This is a genomic window from Chryseobacterium sp. DZ-32 (genome assembly GCF_059587025.1).
The window spans coordinates 145,951-165,824 of the sequence record NZ_JCAIOM010000004.1 but is presented as its reverse complement, the minus strand read 5'-3'; the positions used below and the strand labels follow the sequence as shown (position 1 = coordinate 165,824).

The 19,874-nt window shown below is 34.5% G+C and carries 15 protein-coding genes; 12 read left to right on the top strand and 3 right to left on the bottom strand.

Annotated features, from left to right (window positions below):
• Positions 1-2 precede the first annotated feature (2 nt).
• The gene (locus AC59HC_RS05930) at positions 3-2,996 is read right to left on the bottom strand and encodes a SusC/RagA family TonB-linked outer membrane protein (protein ID WP_496558199.1); all 2,994 of its coding nucleotides are present in this window, start codon (positions 2,994-2,996) and stop codon (positions 3-5) included.
• A gap of 682 nt (positions 2,997-3,678) precedes the next feature.
• On the opposite strand from AC59HC_RS05930, the gene AC59HC_RS05925 reads away from it, so the two are divergent.
• The 12 genes from AC59HC_RS05925 to AC59HC_RS05870 all read left to right on the top strand — a co-directional run bounded on the left by AC59HC_RS05925 (position 3,679) and on the right by AC59HC_RS05870 (position 17,090).
• Positions 3,679-3,936, top strand: coding sequence for a helix-turn-helix domain-containing protein (locus tag AC59HC_RS05925; protein WP_496558198.1), 258 nt, complete (start codon positions 3,679-3,681; stop codon positions 3,934-3,936).
• A gap of 37 nt (positions 3,937-3,973) precedes the next feature.
• Entirely contained in the window at positions 3,974-5,002 is a 1,029-nt protein-coding gene (locus AC59HC_RS05920; RefSeq protein ID WP_496558197.1) for an HNH endonuclease family protein, read from the top strand.
• Complete coding sequence (locus AC59HC_RS05915) at positions 5,002-5,367, top strand: HIT family protein (RefSeq protein WP_496558196.1); 366 nt, start codon at positions 5,002-5,004, stop codon at positions 5,365-5,367. Before AC59HC_RS05920 ends, AC59HC_RS05915 begins: the two co-directional genes overlap by 1 nt.
• Before the next feature lie 179 nt (positions 5,368-5,546).
• The gene (locus tag AC59HC_RS05910; protein WP_496558195.1) at positions 5,547-5,885 is read left to right on the top strand and encodes a hypothetical protein; all 339 of its coding nucleotides are present in this window, start codon (positions 5,547-5,549) and stop codon (positions 5,883-5,885) included.
• Between the two features lie 305 nt (positions 5,886-6,190).
• Positions 6,191-6,820, top strand: a complete 630-nt coding sequence (locus AC59HC_RS05905; protein WP_496558194.1) for a hypothetical protein — start codon at positions 6,191-6,193, stop codon at positions 6,818-6,820.
• Positions 6,821-6,996: 176 nt separating this feature from the next.
• On the top strand, positions 6,997-9,198 hold the full coding sequence (locus tag AC59HC_RS05900; RefSeq protein ID WP_496558193.1) for a CHAT domain-containing protein: 2,202 nt from the start codon (positions 6,997-6,999) through the stop codon (positions 9,196-9,198).
• Between the two features lie 319 nt (positions 9,199-9,517).
• The gene (locus tag AC59HC_RS05895) at positions 9,518-10,462 is read left to right on the top strand and encodes a hypothetical protein (RefSeq protein ID WP_496558192.1); all 945 of its coding nucleotides are present in this window, start codon (positions 9,518-9,520) and stop codon (positions 10,460-10,462) included.
• A gap of 346 nt (positions 10,463-10,808) precedes the next feature.
• On the top strand, positions 10,809-11,996 hold the full coding sequence (locus AC59HC_RS05890; protein WP_496558191.1) for an AAA family ATPase: 1,188 nt from the start codon (positions 10,809-10,811) through the stop codon (positions 11,994-11,996).
• Between the two features lie 3 nt (positions 11,997-11,999).
• Positions 12,000-14,486 (top strand): S8 family peptidase, encoded by a 2,487-nt coding sequence (locus AC59HC_RS05885; protein WP_496558190.1) that lies wholly within the window; start codon positions 12,000-12,002, stop codon positions 14,484-14,486.
• Positions 14,487-14,829: 343 nt separating this feature from the next.
• The gene (locus tag AC59HC_RS05880; RefSeq protein WP_496558189.1) at positions 14,830-15,531 is read left to right on the top strand and encodes a multiubiquitin domain-containing protein; all 702 of its coding nucleotides are present in this window, start codon (positions 14,830-14,832) and stop codon (positions 15,529-15,531) included.
• Positions 15,506-16,687, top strand: a complete 1,182-nt coding sequence (locus tag AC59HC_RS05875) for a ThiF family adenylyltransferase (RefSeq protein WP_496558188.1) — start codon at positions 15,506-15,508, stop codon at positions 16,685-16,687. The genes AC59HC_RS05880 and AC59HC_RS05875 overlap by 26 nt, the downstream gene beginning before the upstream one ends.
• Positions 16,665-17,090, top strand: a complete 426-nt coding sequence (locus AC59HC_RS05870) for a ubiquitination-like system serine protease family protein (RefSeq protein ID WP_496558187.1) — start codon at positions 16,665-16,667, stop codon at positions 17,088-17,090. Before AC59HC_RS05875 ends, AC59HC_RS05870 begins: the two co-directional genes overlap by 23 nt.
• A 319-nt stretch (positions 17,091-17,409) precedes the next feature.
• Here AC59HC_RS05870 and AC59HC_RS05865 read toward each other — a convergent pair whose 3' ends face one another.
• Together AC59HC_RS05865 and AC59HC_RS05860 are read right to left on the bottom strand one after the other, a co-directional pair.
• Positions 17,410-18,666 (bottom strand): DUF3945 domain-containing protein, encoded by a 1,257-nt coding sequence (locus tag AC59HC_RS05865; protein ID WP_496558186.1) that lies wholly within the window; start codon positions 18,664-18,666, stop codon positions 17,410-17,412.
• Between the two features lie 259 nt (positions 18,667-18,925).
• Positions 18,926-19,369: a JAB domain-containing protein gene (locus AC59HC_RS05860; RefSeq protein WP_496558185.1), complete on the bottom strand. Its 444-nt coding sequence runs from the start codon at positions 19,367-19,369 to the stop codon at positions 18,926-18,928.
• Positions 19,370-19,874: the final 505 nt, after the last annotated feature.

The following is a 19,874-nucleotide window of genomic DNA, read 5'->3' as shown; positions in this document are numbered from 1 at the left end:
TGTTAAAATTTAATATTAGCAGAAAAGGCGAATGTTTTTGCCAAGGGTAGAAATAACCCCTGCACTTCAGGATCAATACCTTTGTACTTGGTTAAGGTCACGAGATTCTGTGCATGCAACTGCAGGGTCAGACCATTGACCCTGGTTCCCGACAAAGGAACTTTGTAGCCTATCTGTATATTATTCAGCCTTATAAATGACGCATCCACTATAACTGCATCACTGGCCTGATACTGCGCAAAAGCTCTGGATGCACTGATATTCGATCCGGTACTGGGTCTTTGAAAACTTGCATCAGGATTTTCAGGGGTCCAATAATCCAGCATATATGTTGGAACGTTGGACATAGAGCCCAATAACGGCAGACTATAGTCCAGGTTAAACTGTCTCTGTTTAACGAACTGAAAAAGAAAATCCAGTGACCAGTTTTTATATGAAACCTGACTTCCTATTCCACCGAAATATTTGACACCTATATCAACCACCTTCGTTCTGTCATTGGAATCTATCTTGCCATCACCATTCAGATCGGAAAACTCAAACAACCCCGTAGTTGGATTGACCCCTTTAAGTTCATAGACCTTTTTAATGTTTAAGGATCGTCCCACCTCGTAAGTAGAAGAATATGATGATGACTGCAAATTGTCATATTCGAGAAGCCTGCTCTTTGGAAGTGTCCAGTTTCCAGTCATTCTCCATTTAACATTTTGTCCCCTTATAATTGAAATACTCAGATCCGCCTCAGTTCCCGAGTTCTGAACTTTAGCAGAAAAATTACTTTGTATCGTTGCAAAACCTGTGGTAGCCGGCAAAGGAACCCCTACCAATTGGTTGGACGATCTGTTTCTGAACCAGCCTACAGAAAGATTGATCCGGTCTTTCAAAAATCCAAGTTCCAGGGCATATTCAAGCTTTGTCGTTTTCTCCCAACTGAAATCAGGATTAAATAATCGTGAAGGATAGATCCCTATTGTACCGTCGTAAGCCTGTGATGTGGTCGTATAGGTATTCAGATACTGATAATCCCCTATAAGGTCACTTCCGGAAGTCCCCAAACTTGCCCTCAACTTTCCAAAGCTCATCCATTTTAAATTTTGCTTAATAAACCTTTCCTCGGAAAATAACCACGCTGCACCAACAGCACCAAAGTTGGCAAATCTCTTATCAGGACCAAACCTGCTGGAACCATCTCTCCTACCTGTCAGATTAAAAATGTACTTCCCTGAATAATTGTAATTAAAGCGTCCGAAGAAAGCAGTGTAGCGGTAGTCTATATTGGTATCTTCAATGATCTTCTGCACCTTGGCATTGGACAAATTATCTATAAATTCGTTCGAAGTAAAATCAGAAGCCTGTAATCTTACAACATCATTTTTTCTATCCTCAAATGTAGAACCCAGGAATGCGCTGAAAGAATGGTTATTCCATTTTGTATTCCAATGCAGTTGAGGTTCCATGATCCAACTTGTCTTAGAGACCAAGCCTTCGTACCGTGCAGAAATACTGCTTGTATAGCCTAAACTTGGATTGAATGCGGACGAGGGGTTAATCCTTGATTCATTTTGCTGCGTCTGCGTATATCCTGCATTCAATTTTAAAGCCCAATGTTCCGAGATCTCATAAGAGGCATTAACGTTGGTTACCAATGATCTGATAGCGTTCAGATACTTATTTTCAAGTTTTGCCAGAGGATTGGTAAACGTATTGCCTTCCCAGTTCAGACCGCCGTCAGCCTGATATAGCATGGGGGCATCAGGAGCCAGCAAGATCTGCCGGGTAAGGTCTGCATCTGTCTGATCGTTGTTTTCCTTCGTATAAAAGATGGTCGGACTTATTTTAAGCTTCTTGTCGGGGCTTGAAATGACGGTGCTAAAATTAAATCCGGAACGTTTGTATTTTAAACCATGACCAAAAGCACTACCCTGCTCCAAATTGGACAACCCCAGATAATACCGGACATTTTCCGATCCTCCAGAATAAGCAAGCTGTTGCTGCTGGCCTATAAAAGTCTTGCCGATGAATTCCCTGTACCAGTCCGTATTTCTGCGTTGGTCCCATTTCCCGTTAATATCGTATGCTGTTACAGGATAGGTTGTTATTCCATCATTGGCATAGGCATCTCTTCTCAATTGGAGATACTGCTCAGTATTTGCCATTTCTACCAACTTATTAGTTCTAGATACAGAAGTAATGGCACTGAACTCCAAAGAGGATTTTCCTTTTTTTCCCTTTTTTGTTGTTACGATTACAACACCATTTGCTCCTCTGGAACCGTAAATTGCCGTTGCATCCGCATCCTTGAGAACTTCCATACTTTCAATATCATTGGGGTTGATGGAATTGAGCGGACTTGATTCTCCCTTGGAAAGAATATTGTTCGATAAAGTACTTAAAGAGTTGGATTGTGCATTGAGGGGTACACCATCAACAATGATCAAAGGATAATTGCCATCAAACCTCAGGCTGTTTTTTCCTCTGATCTGAATATCAAACCCACCACCGGCAGTACCGGAGTTCTGAGTGATCGAAACACCCGACATCCTTCCCTGAGCAGAAGCCAGCACATTCGTCACAGGCTGGTTCTCGATCTCCTTAGCAGAAATCCTAGCAATACTCCCAGTCCTTTCTTTGCCCTTAACCTTATAATATCCCGCATTGACGACCACTTCCTCAATGTCCTGCTCCTTTTGACCCAGCTTAAGATTGACAATTGTTCTGCCGTCAATAGCGATTTTCTTTTCCGCATATTCAGGATGCCGAAAAATTATAGAGGGATTTTCTCCTGTTATTTCTAATTGATATATTCCTTTTGAATTGGTTAAGGTAACCTGGTCACTACCTTCCTGAGAGACAACAACTCCCGAAAGCGGTGACTGATCCTCTCCGACAGTAACAGTTCCCGTTACTGTTCTGGTCTGCGCTTTAATGTTGCCGCATATAACGGTAAACATAAACACAAGACCGATGCTTCCTATGTTAGAATAGGATTTTTTCATAGTTTTGTATGGGTTTTAATTTTATTAAAATCCTCGAATAAACTCCAGCTCTTTCCCGGGTCTGCAAACTTATGGGAGGAGCTTTTTATATTTTGAGGATGATTCTATTTCATTTCTTCTTTTTTATTATTACTACTGGATTCAGGTATTTGAAAACAAAACTTTCGCAGTGCCCTTTGGTAAAGGATTTCGCCTAAGATAACCGCTAGGCACCTGAAAGCCATTTAATATGAATGAAATTGTGTCCCGTGAAGAGCTTTAAAAAGCCGCAATGAGTTGTACACCCCATTGTATCGTACAGTCTGATACTATATCTTAAGGAAGCGGCTTAGAGATTAACGTAGAGAAAAGCGGACTGCACTGGAAAATAAAACGGCGTGAAACTCACTACATCATCGCTTGTACTAGAGGCATCGCCAAACACCTTGCAACAAACTACGTAATGAGCTCACGCCTAGGTCGTGAGCTACTTTACTTATGGTCTCGTTGCATTTGTTTTTGAAAATTGGCGATTTTCTAGTACGAGATTCTAAGCAATAGCTTCTATGATTAAATCTGAAGTATCGCAAAATTACTTTAATAAGTAATTTGTTCCAAATATAATAAAAAAAAACAAAAGTGGGGATAGTTACCCACTATTTATTTTAAGTTTCTATTGAACTTGCTTGGAATTAACATTTCAATGGCAAAAAATTCTGAAAAAATAAAATTCTTAGAAAGCTTTGGAAATAGAATTCAGGCATTAAGAGAAGAAAAAAAATTAAGTCTAAGACAGTTGGCCCAAAACTGTGAAATTGATTACAGTGATATTGCTAAAATAGAAAAAGGACAAAGAAACATTCAGATGTCTACTATTTTAGAATTAGCAAAAGGTTTAAATAATTCGCCTAAAGAACTTTTTGACTTTGACTTTGATATAACAAAACACACGATTGACTAAGCTAAACCTTTTCAACACACTTTTAAATTGATTGTAAATGTCAATTAATTTTTATGAAAACGATTTAAGTTTAGAGTCGCAATGGCGTTCTATTATTCTATTTGGGAAAAATTCTGCGAGTTATAAATTTGCATTTGGAAAGAGCTTACTACAATTAGTTTCAGAAGAACAAAATACTGTCTCACTGAAAGATCTCTCCCCTATTTTTGTTAATAGCATTTTAGAGCATTTAAAAAAGAATGATAAGCAAGGGAATTCCAATTCAAGTAAATTTCTGAATGCTTGCCGAAAATACATTAAAGGTGAAATTGATTACGATAATCTTCTAAGCGTTACTGAAAAATATGGATTTGTAAATGTTGTAGATGCTTTTCAAAATGTAAATGGAGGAAGTTTACCACGTAAATTTTATGAAAAGGATTACAATGTAGCCAATAAAAACATTATAATAACAGATGAACTGCTGAAGCTAAAAGAAAGTTTTCAATTCACTAATTTTAATGAAGAAGTCGAAGCACGTTGGAACCTTGTAGAAACTGCTTGGAATTTAGAAATTAACCCTAATTTACTTGAGGTAAAAATTGATACCGATTTGCAAACGCTATTTATCGAAAGTAATGTTATGCGAAGAAAAGATATCTCCTCGGCAAAAGCTTCGTTAAACGGATATCAGAAAGGCAAATGCTTTTACTCTTTTCAGGATATCTCAATCAACTCAGGAGATAAAAATGTATGTGCAATTGATCATTTTTTCCCGCACGTTCATAAAATTAAAATGAACGATTCAGGTGCTAATGTGAATGGAATTTGGAATTTGGTTTTATCTGATAAACTTGTAAATCTTTCAAAGAGCGCAAAAATTCCTGAAATAAAATATCTCGAAAGACTTTACAAAAGAAATGAATTCTACATCGCAAGTAAACATCCACTAGGAGAAACAATAATTAACCAGACTGGGAGAACTTCATCAGAAAGAAAACGTTTTTTGCAAAAACAATACGATTTATCGGTAAATTTAGCGATACAAAAATGGAGACCTATAAATGAGCTTGAACCTCTATTCTAATGAAAGATTTCACTACAATACCAAACGACAAAATTTTATTTAAAGGAAATTATTTCTTCATAATAGAAGACGGTTTTCCTGTATCACCGGGTCATTTACTAATAATTTCCAATGAAGTGAGAACTGACTTTTTTGACCTTACCGAAGAAGAGAAAAACGACCTTCCAAAAATGATTGAAAAAGCTAAAGAAATTATACTAGCTAAATATCAGCCTGATGCTTACAATATAGGAATGAATTGCGGAGCTGACGCAGGACAAACAGTTTTTCATTTCCATTGCCATATTATTCCGAGATATAAAGGTGATATGGAAAATCCTAGAGGTGGGATTCGTCACGTTATTCCGAGTAAGGGAAATTATTAAATTTCAAATAGAAATTCAGTGAAAATACTGAATGGAAATTATGACATCATTTTTATTTTTGTTTTTGTATTGATACAATTATAATATATTTCAGAAAATTCTTTGACTTTACGGAAAACCGTAATTTCCATCACCACTTAGTTTGTATTTTTATATTATTAATTTAAATACATAAAAATATGGAATTATTTATTTTCTCTAAAACTAAAAATCCTACTGATGATCAAATTAAATCATTTAGAAAAACTATTGTTGAGAGCTTAAGTAAAGATGCATCTACGTGGATTCAACTCGATAGAAATATAGATATTGGGGATAATGTAAAACTCCCATTATTTACTCACATAAAAGAACAATATAAAAACGAACCTTTCTATTTTAGATTTCGCAACCAATCTGTCGTTCTTAAATTTGAAAATGATGAAGATGAAAATTCCAAATCGATGATTATTGGAATGCTAACTTATTATCTTATTTATAATCTACATAAAATTGTCGAAAAAATTGAAATTAAATAATTTACACAATTACAAGTTCTAGTCTATTTATTTTTAATTTTAATAATCCTTAAAAACACTCATACAATGCCTCTAAAACCAGGACCAAAAAGAATAGCAACCTCAACAGGTGAACCAGATCGACGTCAACGTGATAATAAAGAAACACCAGGCAACACCCCTTCTTTAAAACCACCAAAGAAACCGAAGGGAAAATAAAACTTATGATTAGAATCATTTTAAAATCCTGACATTGTTGGGATTTTATTTTTTTGGAAGACAAAAATAAAATGCTATATCTGTATATTTGGGTAAATATAATTGTCATGACTAACCACGAAAAACTTGAAAAAGGTATAGGAGCTATATACCATGAAATTGGACATGTTTCCGGATACTGTTTAGCTAACAAGGATGAAAATTTGAGACTCGGTAATATCACTTCATTGTGTATAGGCTTCGAGCGCAACTATGTTGGGTGCGATTTATCGTTATATCATTTTGATGGTCCAGTTGAAGGAAAAACAAAAATCAAAAAGAACACTGAAAACTTTGAAAGAACCATCGCTTGGATAATTGAAGTTATTAGTGGTTGTACGTTTCAAATTTTATTTGAAAACTTTAGTTTTAATAAATGTTTTGGCCCTGAAGATAGAAAATTAGGACAATTTGATGCTTTCAATATTATTGCAATAAAACCATATTCATCGTACATATTCACATATGATACGGTTCTTGAAATACAAAATGCATATGAGAAGCTATTAATCAAATATAAAATTATAGAAAAGGTAAGCCCAATAATTAATGACATAAAAAGCCAAATATCAAGATCACCAAAATTTCAAATAGATTTTGATAAGGATCAAATTGAAATTTATGTGAATAGATGCAATGAAATATTATCTAACGAATTTTATTTAGAATATAGAAAACTTATAAAAAGCTTTTGCTGATACAGTATAGAAAATGGGAGGGAAAGTAAATTAAAATAACTTGAAATATCTATCAATTGAGACTCCTTCTGTAGTTTTTTTCTTTTATTTGGAAATCTCATCAAATATCTCCTTATTTTTGAGTCATGCACTTACCCTACACTTTTGGGTAGGTGAAAACTAATTAAACCACAACTATGTTAGAAACAAAATCTAATGTGAAATATACTTCACCCCTCAGTATTCAATACATTTTAATTTCAGACGTTCCTAATTATACTGATAATGAATTCTATGTAAAGTCATTTAATCTACTTAGAAACTTACCTACAGAATTGGTACAGCTTGAAAATTGTATACAACATTTTGAATTTTGTTTTAAATATAAATCGATAAAAGGTTATGAATTATTTACTCTACCTAGCGAATTCTTTTCTGTTAAAGAAGAAATTGCTATACAAAATATTGAGGTTTACTCAAAAAGTTTCGGTGTTCAATCAATAATAAGAATTTTTATCGTAGATGATTCTCTTAAAAATCACGCAAAAATCGCAAAGGTTTTAGAAAAAATGGATTTTTCTTACTATACATTGATTGGAGGTAATAACCATATTTTAAAAGAATATCCAGCTACAAATTTGTTCAAAAAAGTTGATGACTTTATCTTAATCATAAATAGAGATATTGAAAAAATAACGAAAAAAGTATCTAATTTTTACACAGAAAAAGGAGAATCTATAGATTTAAATTTTAAATTAAATATTAATCCACATAGAGCTTTTATAAAAGAAAATATTGTTCCAGGTAGTATAATAGCATGGAACAACTATTTTTTATTAAATCAGATAATAGGAAATAATTGGCTACAAATCAATAATGAAATGGCTAGTATTGTGACCTTGCCTACAAAAAGAGCAGACGAAATTATTGAGCAATGTGAGAAAATAGATAGCATTTCGTCAATTATGTATAATCAAGTTGGAGTCAGACCTACAGATCCTTTTCAGCCAATTTTCCCATCATTAATTATAATACAACCATTCCATTATCCTCAAACAGAAAAATTATATGGAAAAAAGTTTTCAAAACAAGAGAAAAGTTTTTTAGCTGTTCAAAATTCCGAACAAGATTTGACATACCAACATCAAATTTCTGAACATCTTGTTAAAAAAATTTCAAAAGATGGTATTACTTTTATGATGAGCAAAAACGCTTTAAGATTAATGTATTTGGATAATGCAGCATTTTTACATTCGATGTTTACTTATTCACCAGTAATTCGTCTACCACAAATTGGAAAATCAATCAATTTAGAATTATCTCATTTAGAGAAAATTACACCAAAAAAGGAATCTACAATTTCCAATATTGAAAAATTTGGAAAAAAATTGAGCAGGCTAACCTTGAATGACAGTTCTAAAAATTATATAAAAGGCAGAAATGGACAGATTTTTACTATTTCTGATTTGCCAATGGAATGGTTATATCTCGAGGAATATCCTTTATGTTACACACATGATGTTTGCAGATTACCTGAGCACAATTTAAATTCAATTGTTAATAATGCTATTCATTTACAGAGAAATTTGTATCAAATTCCGAAAGACTTAATAAAAAAAACATTAGTCGTGCATTGTGCTTCAAAAAATGATACAGCAATGCATCAAATGTTTGATTTAATTGATTCACAAAAACAAAACTTTGGCTTTTCATCTGTAAGATGTTCTACCTTAAACGAAATTAAAACATCGATAGAAAAATATAAACCAGAATTACTAATATTTGATTGCCACGGAGCATCTAACAAAAGTGATTTATCTTCATTTCTAATAATTGATAGTGAAAATAATGAATTTTTAACTGGAGACGACATAGTTAAAAATAAAATAAGTGCTCCTTTAGTATTTCTTTCAGCTTGTGAAACTTTTCCAAATTATGGTTATGTGAGATTATTATCTGATGCCTTTATGCAAGCGGGAGCTTTTAGTGTTACTACCACGTTTTTACCGATAAAAATTGTTGATGCTGCAACAATTATTATAAGATTGTTAAATAATCTTAACCAACAAACAACAAATGCTTATCATTTAAACTGGCTTAATTTTTTGTCACACATTTTAAGAAGCTCTTTGATTTATGAAACGATTAACAAATCTAGAAAACATTTAAATGAAGAAATATCTAATGAAGAAATATCTGAAATCATTACAAAATCAATGAGATTTGAAAATAGGCTTGAAGCTCTTGAGGATCTTGATAAATTAATTGACCAGAAAACTAGTAAAAAAGTTAATTTTAAACAACTTGACAATGAATGGCTTTCATATTCAATAATTGGAAGAGCTGATCTAATATATTTTGAAAATTGGCTAGATAGTTATAGAGAGATTAATTTATAATTACTTTGATGATGATTATACCTTACTAATATCAATTATAGTTTAAAGAGTTTTTCTTTCCATTTAAGATTATTATTTATTTTAAGTTATTTTCAAAAAAATTTACAATACTCTCACCTGAGCAATTGCTCTCAATATTTGCATTTTCAAGTGTACTGGGAATCATTGCGTGCGTATTTGTAAGTTTTGCAATTTTTGATATTACAGAAACCATAGTCCAACTAGGCTAATATCTGTAGATTACCTTTAAAATAATTTACCGTAATTAAAAAGTAATTGCTTGAGGCAAAATAAATTCTCAAAATTGCAAGAAAAAATTATGATTACAGATAATATTTACTTTACACAAAAAACTTATCCTATTATTCAGCAAATAGAAAATGAAATGGATGATGCTATAATTGCAGAAAAATTTTTATTTAGAAGCTTTACCAGAGAAGAAATGTATAATGTCTACCGCTCTATTTTCTATGAATTCCCATATAGAATAATTCCTAAAAATGAATTTATTGGTATTTCTATAAATGCTTTAGAAACTTTGGATGGTGGCGCTTCATTTGATGAGCACGAAGATAAAAACAAACTATTTGACTTTCAGATTAATGGTTTTCTTGAAAGGAGAAAATCTTTTGATCCTAAAAACTGTTTAGAAACCGTCGAATGTTTTATTGACGAATTTTTCAATAAACTGGTCTTTCACTTTGATAAGTTTATAAATAATGCTAAAAAATTTCCTTTCTTTCTTGGTATAGATGATGAACAAATCATATTATTAAATCTAATAAAACATTACAAATCAACACTTTCAAACCAAAACATTCAGATAGATTTTTTCTGGGCAATACAATTGCCTAAGAAAATAAATGATCAGTTAATAGTTTTATTAATTGAATATTTAGAACAAAGAGTTGCAATTTTAAATGTAAAACTAACTGATGTAATTTTTGAGAATAAAATTAGTGTTTTACAGGAGTTTCAAAATAAAATAATATGGAATGGAAATCAGCAGCAGCTTTGTGAATTATTTCTAAAATTGAAGGACAATAAGTGGATTGAAGATTTTGAAGTAGGTAACTTAAAACTATTTGTTAGCTCACTATGTAACTTATTTGATATAAAAAAAACCAAGAAGAAGGATACATCGGACGAAATAAACTCTCTATATCAAATTTTTAAAGGTGAAATAATTGATGGAAAGAAGATCTATCCTTTTTTAGATAAACCTCGATATAAAAGTGTTGTTGAGGAGATGAATAAAAAGTAAAATATTCATCTTAAATACGGCACAATATAAAGTTGAAAATCTCAATAATATGATATTTTTTATTTTCAGGGTAAAGCCCCCTCTTCACTATCAAGAAAAATTTATTCGAAAGAATCAAGAAGTGATTAGGAAATTATAAAGACGTTTGTACTATTTGCAAAGGGTAAAATAATTAAAATCTTAAAGTAAAAAGGAGTATACACCAAAGATTCAACAGGTTAACATTTAATCAAAATGGAATTTTAAGATATCATTTTGGAAATTAATTTCAAATTATGGAAATTTTATTTGCATTTATGGAAATTAAATAACTATATTTGTCAATAGATATAATGAAAGAATTACAATGATTAAATATTTTAGCATAATCCAGGCTCTTTGCCGATCTTCTTTAGCTACACCAAACGATGCAGTCCTACATCAAATCAAAAGATTACAGGAGAGTTTCGAAAAAGACGGATACAGCAAGGAAGCTAAATCTTTAGAGGGAATTTTGTCCTCTTCACAGGCAAGTAGTGAGATGTCGCCAAGTAAAATGCAAAAATCTTTTATTGTTAGCACCGGAGAAGAAATAACAAAGAAAACTACAATTCCAGTTGATAAAGAAACGTCTACCCCTTTAGCTGAGATTTTTTTCGCGGATGAACTTCCAATAGAGGAACCATTATTTGATAAAAATATACAACTAGCTATACAATCTGTAGTTGACGAATGGAATAAATTTGATCAATTAGTTGAAATTGATGCTTACCCTGCGAGTTCATGCTTAATTTATGGAGCTCCGGGAACCGGCAAAACACATTTAGCGAAGTGGATTGCCAAACAAATTGGATTACCCGTAGTTTTAGCCAGATTAGAAGGATTAATGTCGTCATACTTAGGAACAACATCACGAAACATTGGCAATTTATTCACATTTGCAAATCGGTATAATTGCGTTTTATTACTTGATGAGTTTGATGCAATAGCAAAATTACGTAATGATCCACAGGAGGTCGGTGAAGTAAAAAGAGTAGTTAACACACTTTTACAAAGCTTAGATACAAGAAGAGGAAAAGGATTTACTATTGGTATTACCAACCATGAAAGTCTATTGGATCCTGCGATTTGGAGAAGGTTTGACGTTCAAGTAGAAATACCTAAACCTAATCCTGAAGTTATGATTCATTTATTAAAGAAATTCGTTGCTCCATTACAGTTTAATGACAATGAAATTAAGTTCTTAGCATGGTGTCTGGAAGGATCTTCTGGTGCGGATGCTCAAATGCTTGCGAAATGGATAAAAAGATCTTTCGTTCTAAACAAAGACAATAGCTTCGTTGAAATGATGAAACAATTTACTTTATTAAATTCCGGCAGAGTGGAAACGGCAAAAAGAAATGTTATGATGCATAGTGATGATCAATTTATAAATATGTTACTAACTGATAAGATTTACTCCTTTAAACAAAAGGACATTGCTCCGCTATTCGGTATGACAGCCTCTAATCTAAGCAAGCAATTATCAAAACATAAAGACCCCGAAAAAATTTAAGTTATGGCAAATAGTCCTGTTCAAATAGTTTTAAACTCCAGCGACTTTATTGAAGCACTGGAAAATATCGGAGGTGGTCCCGCTAAAGATTTCTTTGCGGGAAGCGATGCCGCATTTATAGAACATCGTCAAAACCTTCAAGATCAGCTTAATGAAATCAAAAACATGCAAATGGTCAGCAGCTTTGCCAAGGTTTCGTATGCAAAAGTTAATTTGAAACAGGCTGCCTTAGCAAAAAGCCACCGTCCTACTGCAAAATTATTCAAAAAGGATGTTGCCCCAGTTATAGGAGCAGGTGATTTAGGTGAACTGTTTGTAGAATTGAATCCGGAAGTAATTGATTCAATAAAATTTTATGTTGGTCAGGCGGAACCCGAAACTAGATACAAAGAAAATATAAAAACAGGAAAGAATGAACCAAATCCAACAAGGCTAAGAAGTGAAGTTGGAGCTATTCAGGAAATCCTCCCCTATACAGCCAGCGATAAAAGAAACTTTTCAGCAAAAGATGCTGTAGAATGGCTTTCTGATCCTCAAACCGGCGGTTCTTATATCATCGAATTATTTGAATCTATTCCTTTAAGAAAAGACTGGGATTTATTACAGCCTTACAAGTTTGATCTATTTCAATCTTTTGTATTTGGACTAAGGAATATTTTAAAAGGACTTGTGTTCACCAAAATTACTACAGGTGATAACTCTGCGGTTTACGGAGTGAAACTGGAGAAAAGTGATTTACCAAATGTAATCCAACTAATTTCTCCAAGCTCTTCGTACAATAAAGCAGATGAAAAAAACGAAATTGATCTAAGTTTAGAAAAGCACAATACTCTATTGACATTCCTCGGAAATCATCCGTTGGTAAAAAAGATTATTTTACCGCCGATTGTGAAACAAAGTCAGTCAATAGAGCCTTGGGAAAAAGGTGAGCATTTTCCTGTTCCAGAATTCTACGAGGATGAAGTGTACCCTAAGATTTGTATTGTTGATGGTGGAGTATCTGATGTATATGGAGATTGGATTGAAGAACGATGGGGTCTAATAAACCCAATTGACAAGGATGAAAATCATGGGACTTTCATTGCCGGTCTTGCAATAGCCGGCCAAACATTAAATGGAAGTGCTATTTGTAGAGAGATTGATGGATGCAGGATTATAGATCTTGATATATTACCGAAACCAGATCGATATGACACCTATTTTTCAAGAGCAATGGAATTCTTTGACGAATTAGAAAATGCGGTACAGGATCTGAAGGCAAGAACAGGTGTAAGAATATTTAATTTCAGTTTAAATATAGAAGAGCATGTCTCAACAGCCGGCTATAGTTTCCCTGCACAGATACTGGATAGGATTGCAGAGGAAAACGATGTGATTTTCGTTATTTCCGCAGGCAATACTCACCCTAGGGATATGCGGAAAGAATGGCCTAATGATCACTTTGAGGCATTGAAAACATTGGCTTCTTCTAGAAATGACGCTATGAAAAAACCCGCAGAAAGCTGTAGGAATTTAAGCGTGGCAGCATTAAATCCACCACACCTCGACAATGTTGTACCATATGCACTAAGTAATTATAGTTGTCGCGGACCAGGATTGAGAACAGGGCTCAAACCTGACCTTGCCCACGTCGGAGGTTCCGGAACAAAACATTCTGTTTTAGGTCATGGGTTGCTCTCGCTAGACCCAAGCGGTTCGATTGTGGACGGTTGCGGAACTAGTTATGCAGCTCCTAATGTAGCAAAAACCTTAGCAAGTCTGGATCACAGCATTGAAGGTACGGTTTCCAGAGAAACCCTTATCGCCTTAAGTATTCACCATGCGATGCTACCTGAATCCATGAACGAGAAAAATTTGAGGAATGTTACAAAAGATCTGGTAGGTTTTGGCATTCCAAATGGTTCTAACGAGATATTAAATGGAGACCCGTCAGCAATCACACTGGTTTTTGCAAACAGAGCAGTAAGTGGACATAAAATGAGCTTTAAGTTTTCTTGGCCACCTAGTCTTGTGCAGAATGGCAAATGCATTGGACATGCCAAGCTTACGATTGTAAGTACACCACAGCTCGACTATAATTATGGTTCTGAGTTTGTTCGAATTAATATAGATGCCGCGTTAAGACAGATGCAAAAAGACGGAAGATACCTTGGTCGTCTAAATGCCATCTATACTCCCGAGGAAGGCGAAGGAAGTTTGTATGAGAAGGATCTTATAGAGCATTCCTTTAAATGGAGTCCTGTTAAGGTTTACGAGAAGACATTCCCGCGGGGTGTCGGACCGACAACAGAATGGAAGTTAGATGTAGAATATTTAGCGCGCGATGGTGTAACAATTCCTCGGGAAGGCGTCCCATTTACCGCAATATTGAGTATTTCAGATCCAACTAAACAAAAACCTGTTTTCAATGATATGAGACAGATGCTGCAGTCATTAGGTGTCAGAGCAGTTGATATAAAAACAGCAGCTCGAGTTGTACCAAGAGTATAATTTGCTTGAAAATTGAAAAAAATTATATTAAATAAAGAAAAAAGAAATAAAAAACCAGGCGAAAACCACCTGGCTTGATTCCTTAAAGGAAAAAATAGCCCTTGCAAGGCTATCGGTAGAATGTTTTTTGCACTTCAAAACTACCTCCTTTATTTGGAATAAACAAGCTTTTTGTGATTTTAAATCTGCAACTACTACTAATTAGTTTGTGGAGCCTGGTATTAATTAAATAAAATTTTAATTGCATCTCAATTCATAACTATCATAGGGCAAACCCTATTTATTGCTGAAAAGATAGGCAATAAGCAATTATTCAATAATTAATACTAAAATTTAATTTCCGATGAAAATATATAATCATCAAGGGGATTCACATCCCCATACTCCAGAAGTACCTCTGAATTTTGTAATAGATGGCAAAGAGTATGAAACTTTTGACCAATACAAAACAGGGGCAGAATTAAAACAACTTGCAGGTATACCTTTGGATACCGAGTTGTTTTTGTCAATTAGTAAACCTTATCAGGATGAGCTCATTGAAAATGAAAAACAAGTAAATCTGGCTCGACCTGAAACGGAATATTTCTTCGTAAAGAGAAAGCTTGAATTTTTCATTAACAACAAGCCTTTTACCTGGTATAAGCAATACATCAGAGGTATTCAAATCAGAGAATTAGGCAGCATACCTCCCGAGGATGATATCTTCCTTGACATAAAGGAAGGCTGGCAAGACGATCAAATATTAGATGATGAAGTGGTCGATTTAGCCCGTCCGGGTAAAGAGAAATTCTTTTCTAAGCCAAGACCAACTGAAGTAACCATTATTGTAAATGCTCGTCCACATGTATGGAAAGAAATAAGCATTTCTTTTGAGCAATTGGTTGTTTTAGCCTTTGGATCATATGATAGTAACCCAAACAAAGGTTATACGGTAACTTACAGCAGAGGTTGGGAACCTAAAACAGAAGGAACTATGGTTAAGGGTTCGATTGTTCGTGTTAAAAATAAAATGATCTTCGATGTCACAGCAACTGATAAATCATAGTCCCGACCTTAAACGTCTAAGGGACGAAGGTTATGAGATCGAGGTACTTGGTGGATATTTACTTATCCACCACATACCCTTTGTCGATCAAAACAGACAGATACAATATGGTGTACTGGTAAGTACACTTACGCTAAGCAGTAGTAACCGGACAACCATTCCAGATAATCATGTTATACATTTTATCGGGGATAATCCATGCGATACTGATGGTGTAATTATCACAGCCATTCAACATATTAATGCGAATTCTGTACTGAACCATCAGATTACGGTAAACAGATCTTTTTCAAATAAGCCTGCTGAAGGATATTCGAACTACTATGAAAAGGTGAAAAGGTATGCGGACATCATTTCGGCGCCAGCCAAATATCTGGATGCGTTAGTAACGGAAAAGACTTTTAAGGTTATAGCAGATAGTGCTAATGAAACAGTTTTCCAGTACATTGATACCAATTCGAGTCGAGCTAACATAGAAGCAATCAATGCAAAACTGGAAGGACAGAAAATTGCAATTGTTGGTTTAGGAGGAACTGGAGCATACATCTTGGATATGGTTGCTAAAACACCGGTAAAAGAAATCCATATTTTTGATGGAGACAGCTTTGACCAACACAATGCATTCCGTTCGCCTGGTGCAGCATCAATGAGTGACCTTCATGAAAATCCGAGAAAGACTATATATTATAAACAGCTATATTCAAAAATGCATAAATTCATTCATGTCCATGACTACTATGTGAAGAAAGAGAATCTGCTAGAGCTAGATAAAATGGATTATGTATTTATATGTGTTGATAAAAATGCTATTAGGAAGATGATAACAGATTATCTTGCCAATGTAGGTATTCCGTTTTCTGATGTCGGTTTAGGTGTGAATGTCGTTGATGACAAGCTTACGGGTGCTGTAAGAGTTACTTCTGCCACCCGTTACAAAAACGACCATTTATCTCTTAGAATTTTTTCAGATGATTCCGATAATAATGATTATGCTACAAATATTCAAATTGCGGAATTGAATGCACTAAATGCAATTTTTGCTATCCTGAAATGGAAGAAGCTATCTGGAATTTATGTTGATTTGGAAAATGAGCATCATAGCTCATATGCTATAAGCACATCTAAAATTTTTAATGAAGATGTTTTTACAGCATAAATTCGTTGAGTTCATTCCCGATAAGGTTGAAGAAGGTGTTTTATACGTATCAATCGAATACTGTACTGCAATACATAAATGTGTATGTGGTTGCGGAAATGAAGTGGTGACTCCATTGTCTCCGACAGATTGGAGGTTGACATATAATGGTAAATCAATTACGCTTTATCCATCTATAGGCAATTGGAATTTTGAATGTCAGTCCCATTATTGGATAAGGAACAATAACATTGAGTTTGCTGGTCATTGGACAGAAAAGGAAATCCGTCTAGGCAGAGAAAATGATTTAGGACGTAAGGCCAAATATTATGAAATGTCGGATATTCCAAAAGAAAAGCCAATTATTCAAGAAAGTCAAAAATCTACAATTTGGCAGAAAATCTACAAATTCTTCCGATTGTAAAATTTTGATTTCACTTCTACATAGCCGAAGAATTCTCTTCGGCTTTTGTTTGCCTATGTAATATAAAGTAAAATTGCTTATGTATGTTATTTTAAATTTTGAACTATTTCGCAACTTTTTTCAAAACCATAGCCAAGCCTAAATCAGGAAGTGTTTTTGAAATAGGGTTGCTCAAAACAATGCAAAAATGCGATTCCGACCAGCGAGAGGAATTGCATTTTTGCCGTAACTTTTTCCAGAAAAACTAAGAAACCTGCAAAGCTCTAATCTTTGCAGGTTTTTAATTTAATATTCAAGATCATTAAAACCTTAAAAAATATTACATAATCGTTCTCTTAAAAGAAAACACAATTCTCCCAACCTCCTTATCAAACAAAATATACCCCTGATACGTCTTTCCTTTCTTACTTGTAAGCCCCCTGATATAAGCCGTCTCTCCTGCCTTTAGTTTCTCGAGCTGCCATCTTCTAAGCGTAATACCTCTGAAAGTTGCAGGAACACACCACTCAATACCATCTTCTTTAAATTTCCGGTTAAAGAAAAATTCCAACCACTGTCTTTCAGCATTGAATTGAACAGTCGCATTAAAAAGCCTGTTATGTTTAGACACTAAATTTTCTACAAACAATGGTTTTCCCGAACGAAGAGCCTCCTTCTGTTCCGAACTCAAAATCACGCCACAGACCACCTTAGGAACTCTGACAAAATTGATGGGCAAAGAAAACAGTTCGTTGGTCAGCTTATCCCTGCTAATCAATGACGGAATAACCTCACCCGTCACAGGATTCACAAGAGCCACCACCCTGCCCATATTTCCGATATTCAAAAGATTCAATCGATCCTGCTTTGAAAACTTATGTCCTAAAAACTTCTTCCTGAAATCAGGCATTTTTTGTGATTGGTGAACGTGAAGTACCACTTCCCCACTGTCATTTAATTTCAACTGTAATCTGGCATTAACAGTACCTTCCTTTTCCCCGTCATCACATCGTACAGGAACCAATACCGAAGACTTAAATCCTTTCAGTAATTCATCCAAAACATTACACTTTTCCAATATCTCCCGATCAAGTCCAATCTTAGCTACCGCATTCCAGTCTACATCTTCGATCTGATAACGGTATCTTGGGTTAATTACTTCAGCAGATGGTCTCTTAGAATAAGAAATACCATTCAAGCTATCGGTCTTCAAACTCTTTTTATTCCTCAAAACACCCACTGCATCAATAGAAACCTCATACTGTTTCAAATCTTCTCTGTCAATAGATGAAGAACTGTCAATATAATCTTGTAATCCTATCGCAGTTTCAATGGCTTCAAATTCTGTCACCTTAAAAAATGAATAGGCTTCCGGATTTTTAAGCTGACTATAAAAATCCGTATAGAATTCGGTAAAAGACTCCGCTGATGAATCGATTCGTATCATGGAATCGACACTGTCATAACTAGGCTTAACATCGATAAGATGTCCATTTTCACTGACATTCTGAACCATTTCAACGGAATTATTACTGTGGTGAAGTACCAATAAGGTATTGGCTTCTGAAATTGATGTGTTATTGATCGTATTATTCATGACGTTGATGTTATAAGTTGTTATTATTGTCTTTAGTCTTTAATTAAAATTGATGTACAAACTTGTTTGAAACACCTACAATGGATTAATACCTCCTTCAACGGATAGGATTTGTGTATTTCAACAACATTGTAAAATGAATCTTTCAAAAAGCTGTCTTAAGAGAACCCTGTTTTAATAAACTTCCAAGTTTTATAATTTCATGGCGTTGCAAAAGCCTGAGAGCTTTGCTTGACATTTCAAGACAGCTTTTTAGAATCTACATTAACCCCTCATCCGCAAAGGAAAAATGAGAATCTGAGGTCAGGATCACATGATCCAGCAGGGAAATATTGAGAATCTTTGCCGCCTCTTTGATCTGGGACGTCATTTTAATATCGCAGGAGGATGGTTTCAGATTTCCGGAAGGATGATTGTGAGCAACAATGATTGCCGAAGCATTGCAAAGCAGGGCTGCCTGCATCACGATCCGTACATCCACCAGTGTGGAAGAGATCCCGCATACGGAGATCTTCTTAATGCCCAGCACCTTATTTGCCTGGTTCAGATACAGCGCAAAGAAAGATTCCCTGTAATCCATTTCATCCGCATCAAAATGCGCCCTGAAAACCTCCACCGCATCCGCTGATGACGATATCGACCTTTCACAATTTCCCTTTCTTGAATAGCTCAGTTTAATTTCGTTCACAATATTGAATCTCATCTGATTTGCTCCGTGTGCGGCGGAGACCTGTTTTCCCGCACCTGCTGTTAAAAAACCTGTAGATTGCAGCTTGAAGGAAATCTTGACCTTTCTATTTTACCTGATCGTATCATTCATTTTACTAATGGGTATTTTATATTTTACGGATCGGATCATCTGATCTACCAATCTTTTTACGATATCTGATGAGAATGCTCTATCATCATTTCAGACATACGGACTGATACCAGGGGTAATCATAAGGATCAAAATTTCAATGAACTGCATTTGCATCTTGTGAGGTTTCTGACTTTTCTATGCGGATCAACACATTCAGGCAGTTCCAATGAAAAGCGGAATCAATTCCAAAAAAACAATAAGAAGAAATATTGATGCAGGCCTGAAATCTTTTTGCGGAGGCTCCGGGATCTCCGGTCACGGATACCCAAAAAGATTTTTTTCAGCAGGGACAACGGAATAGATTTGCTACAGAAAATCGGATAAGCCTGCAAGTAACATTGAAATA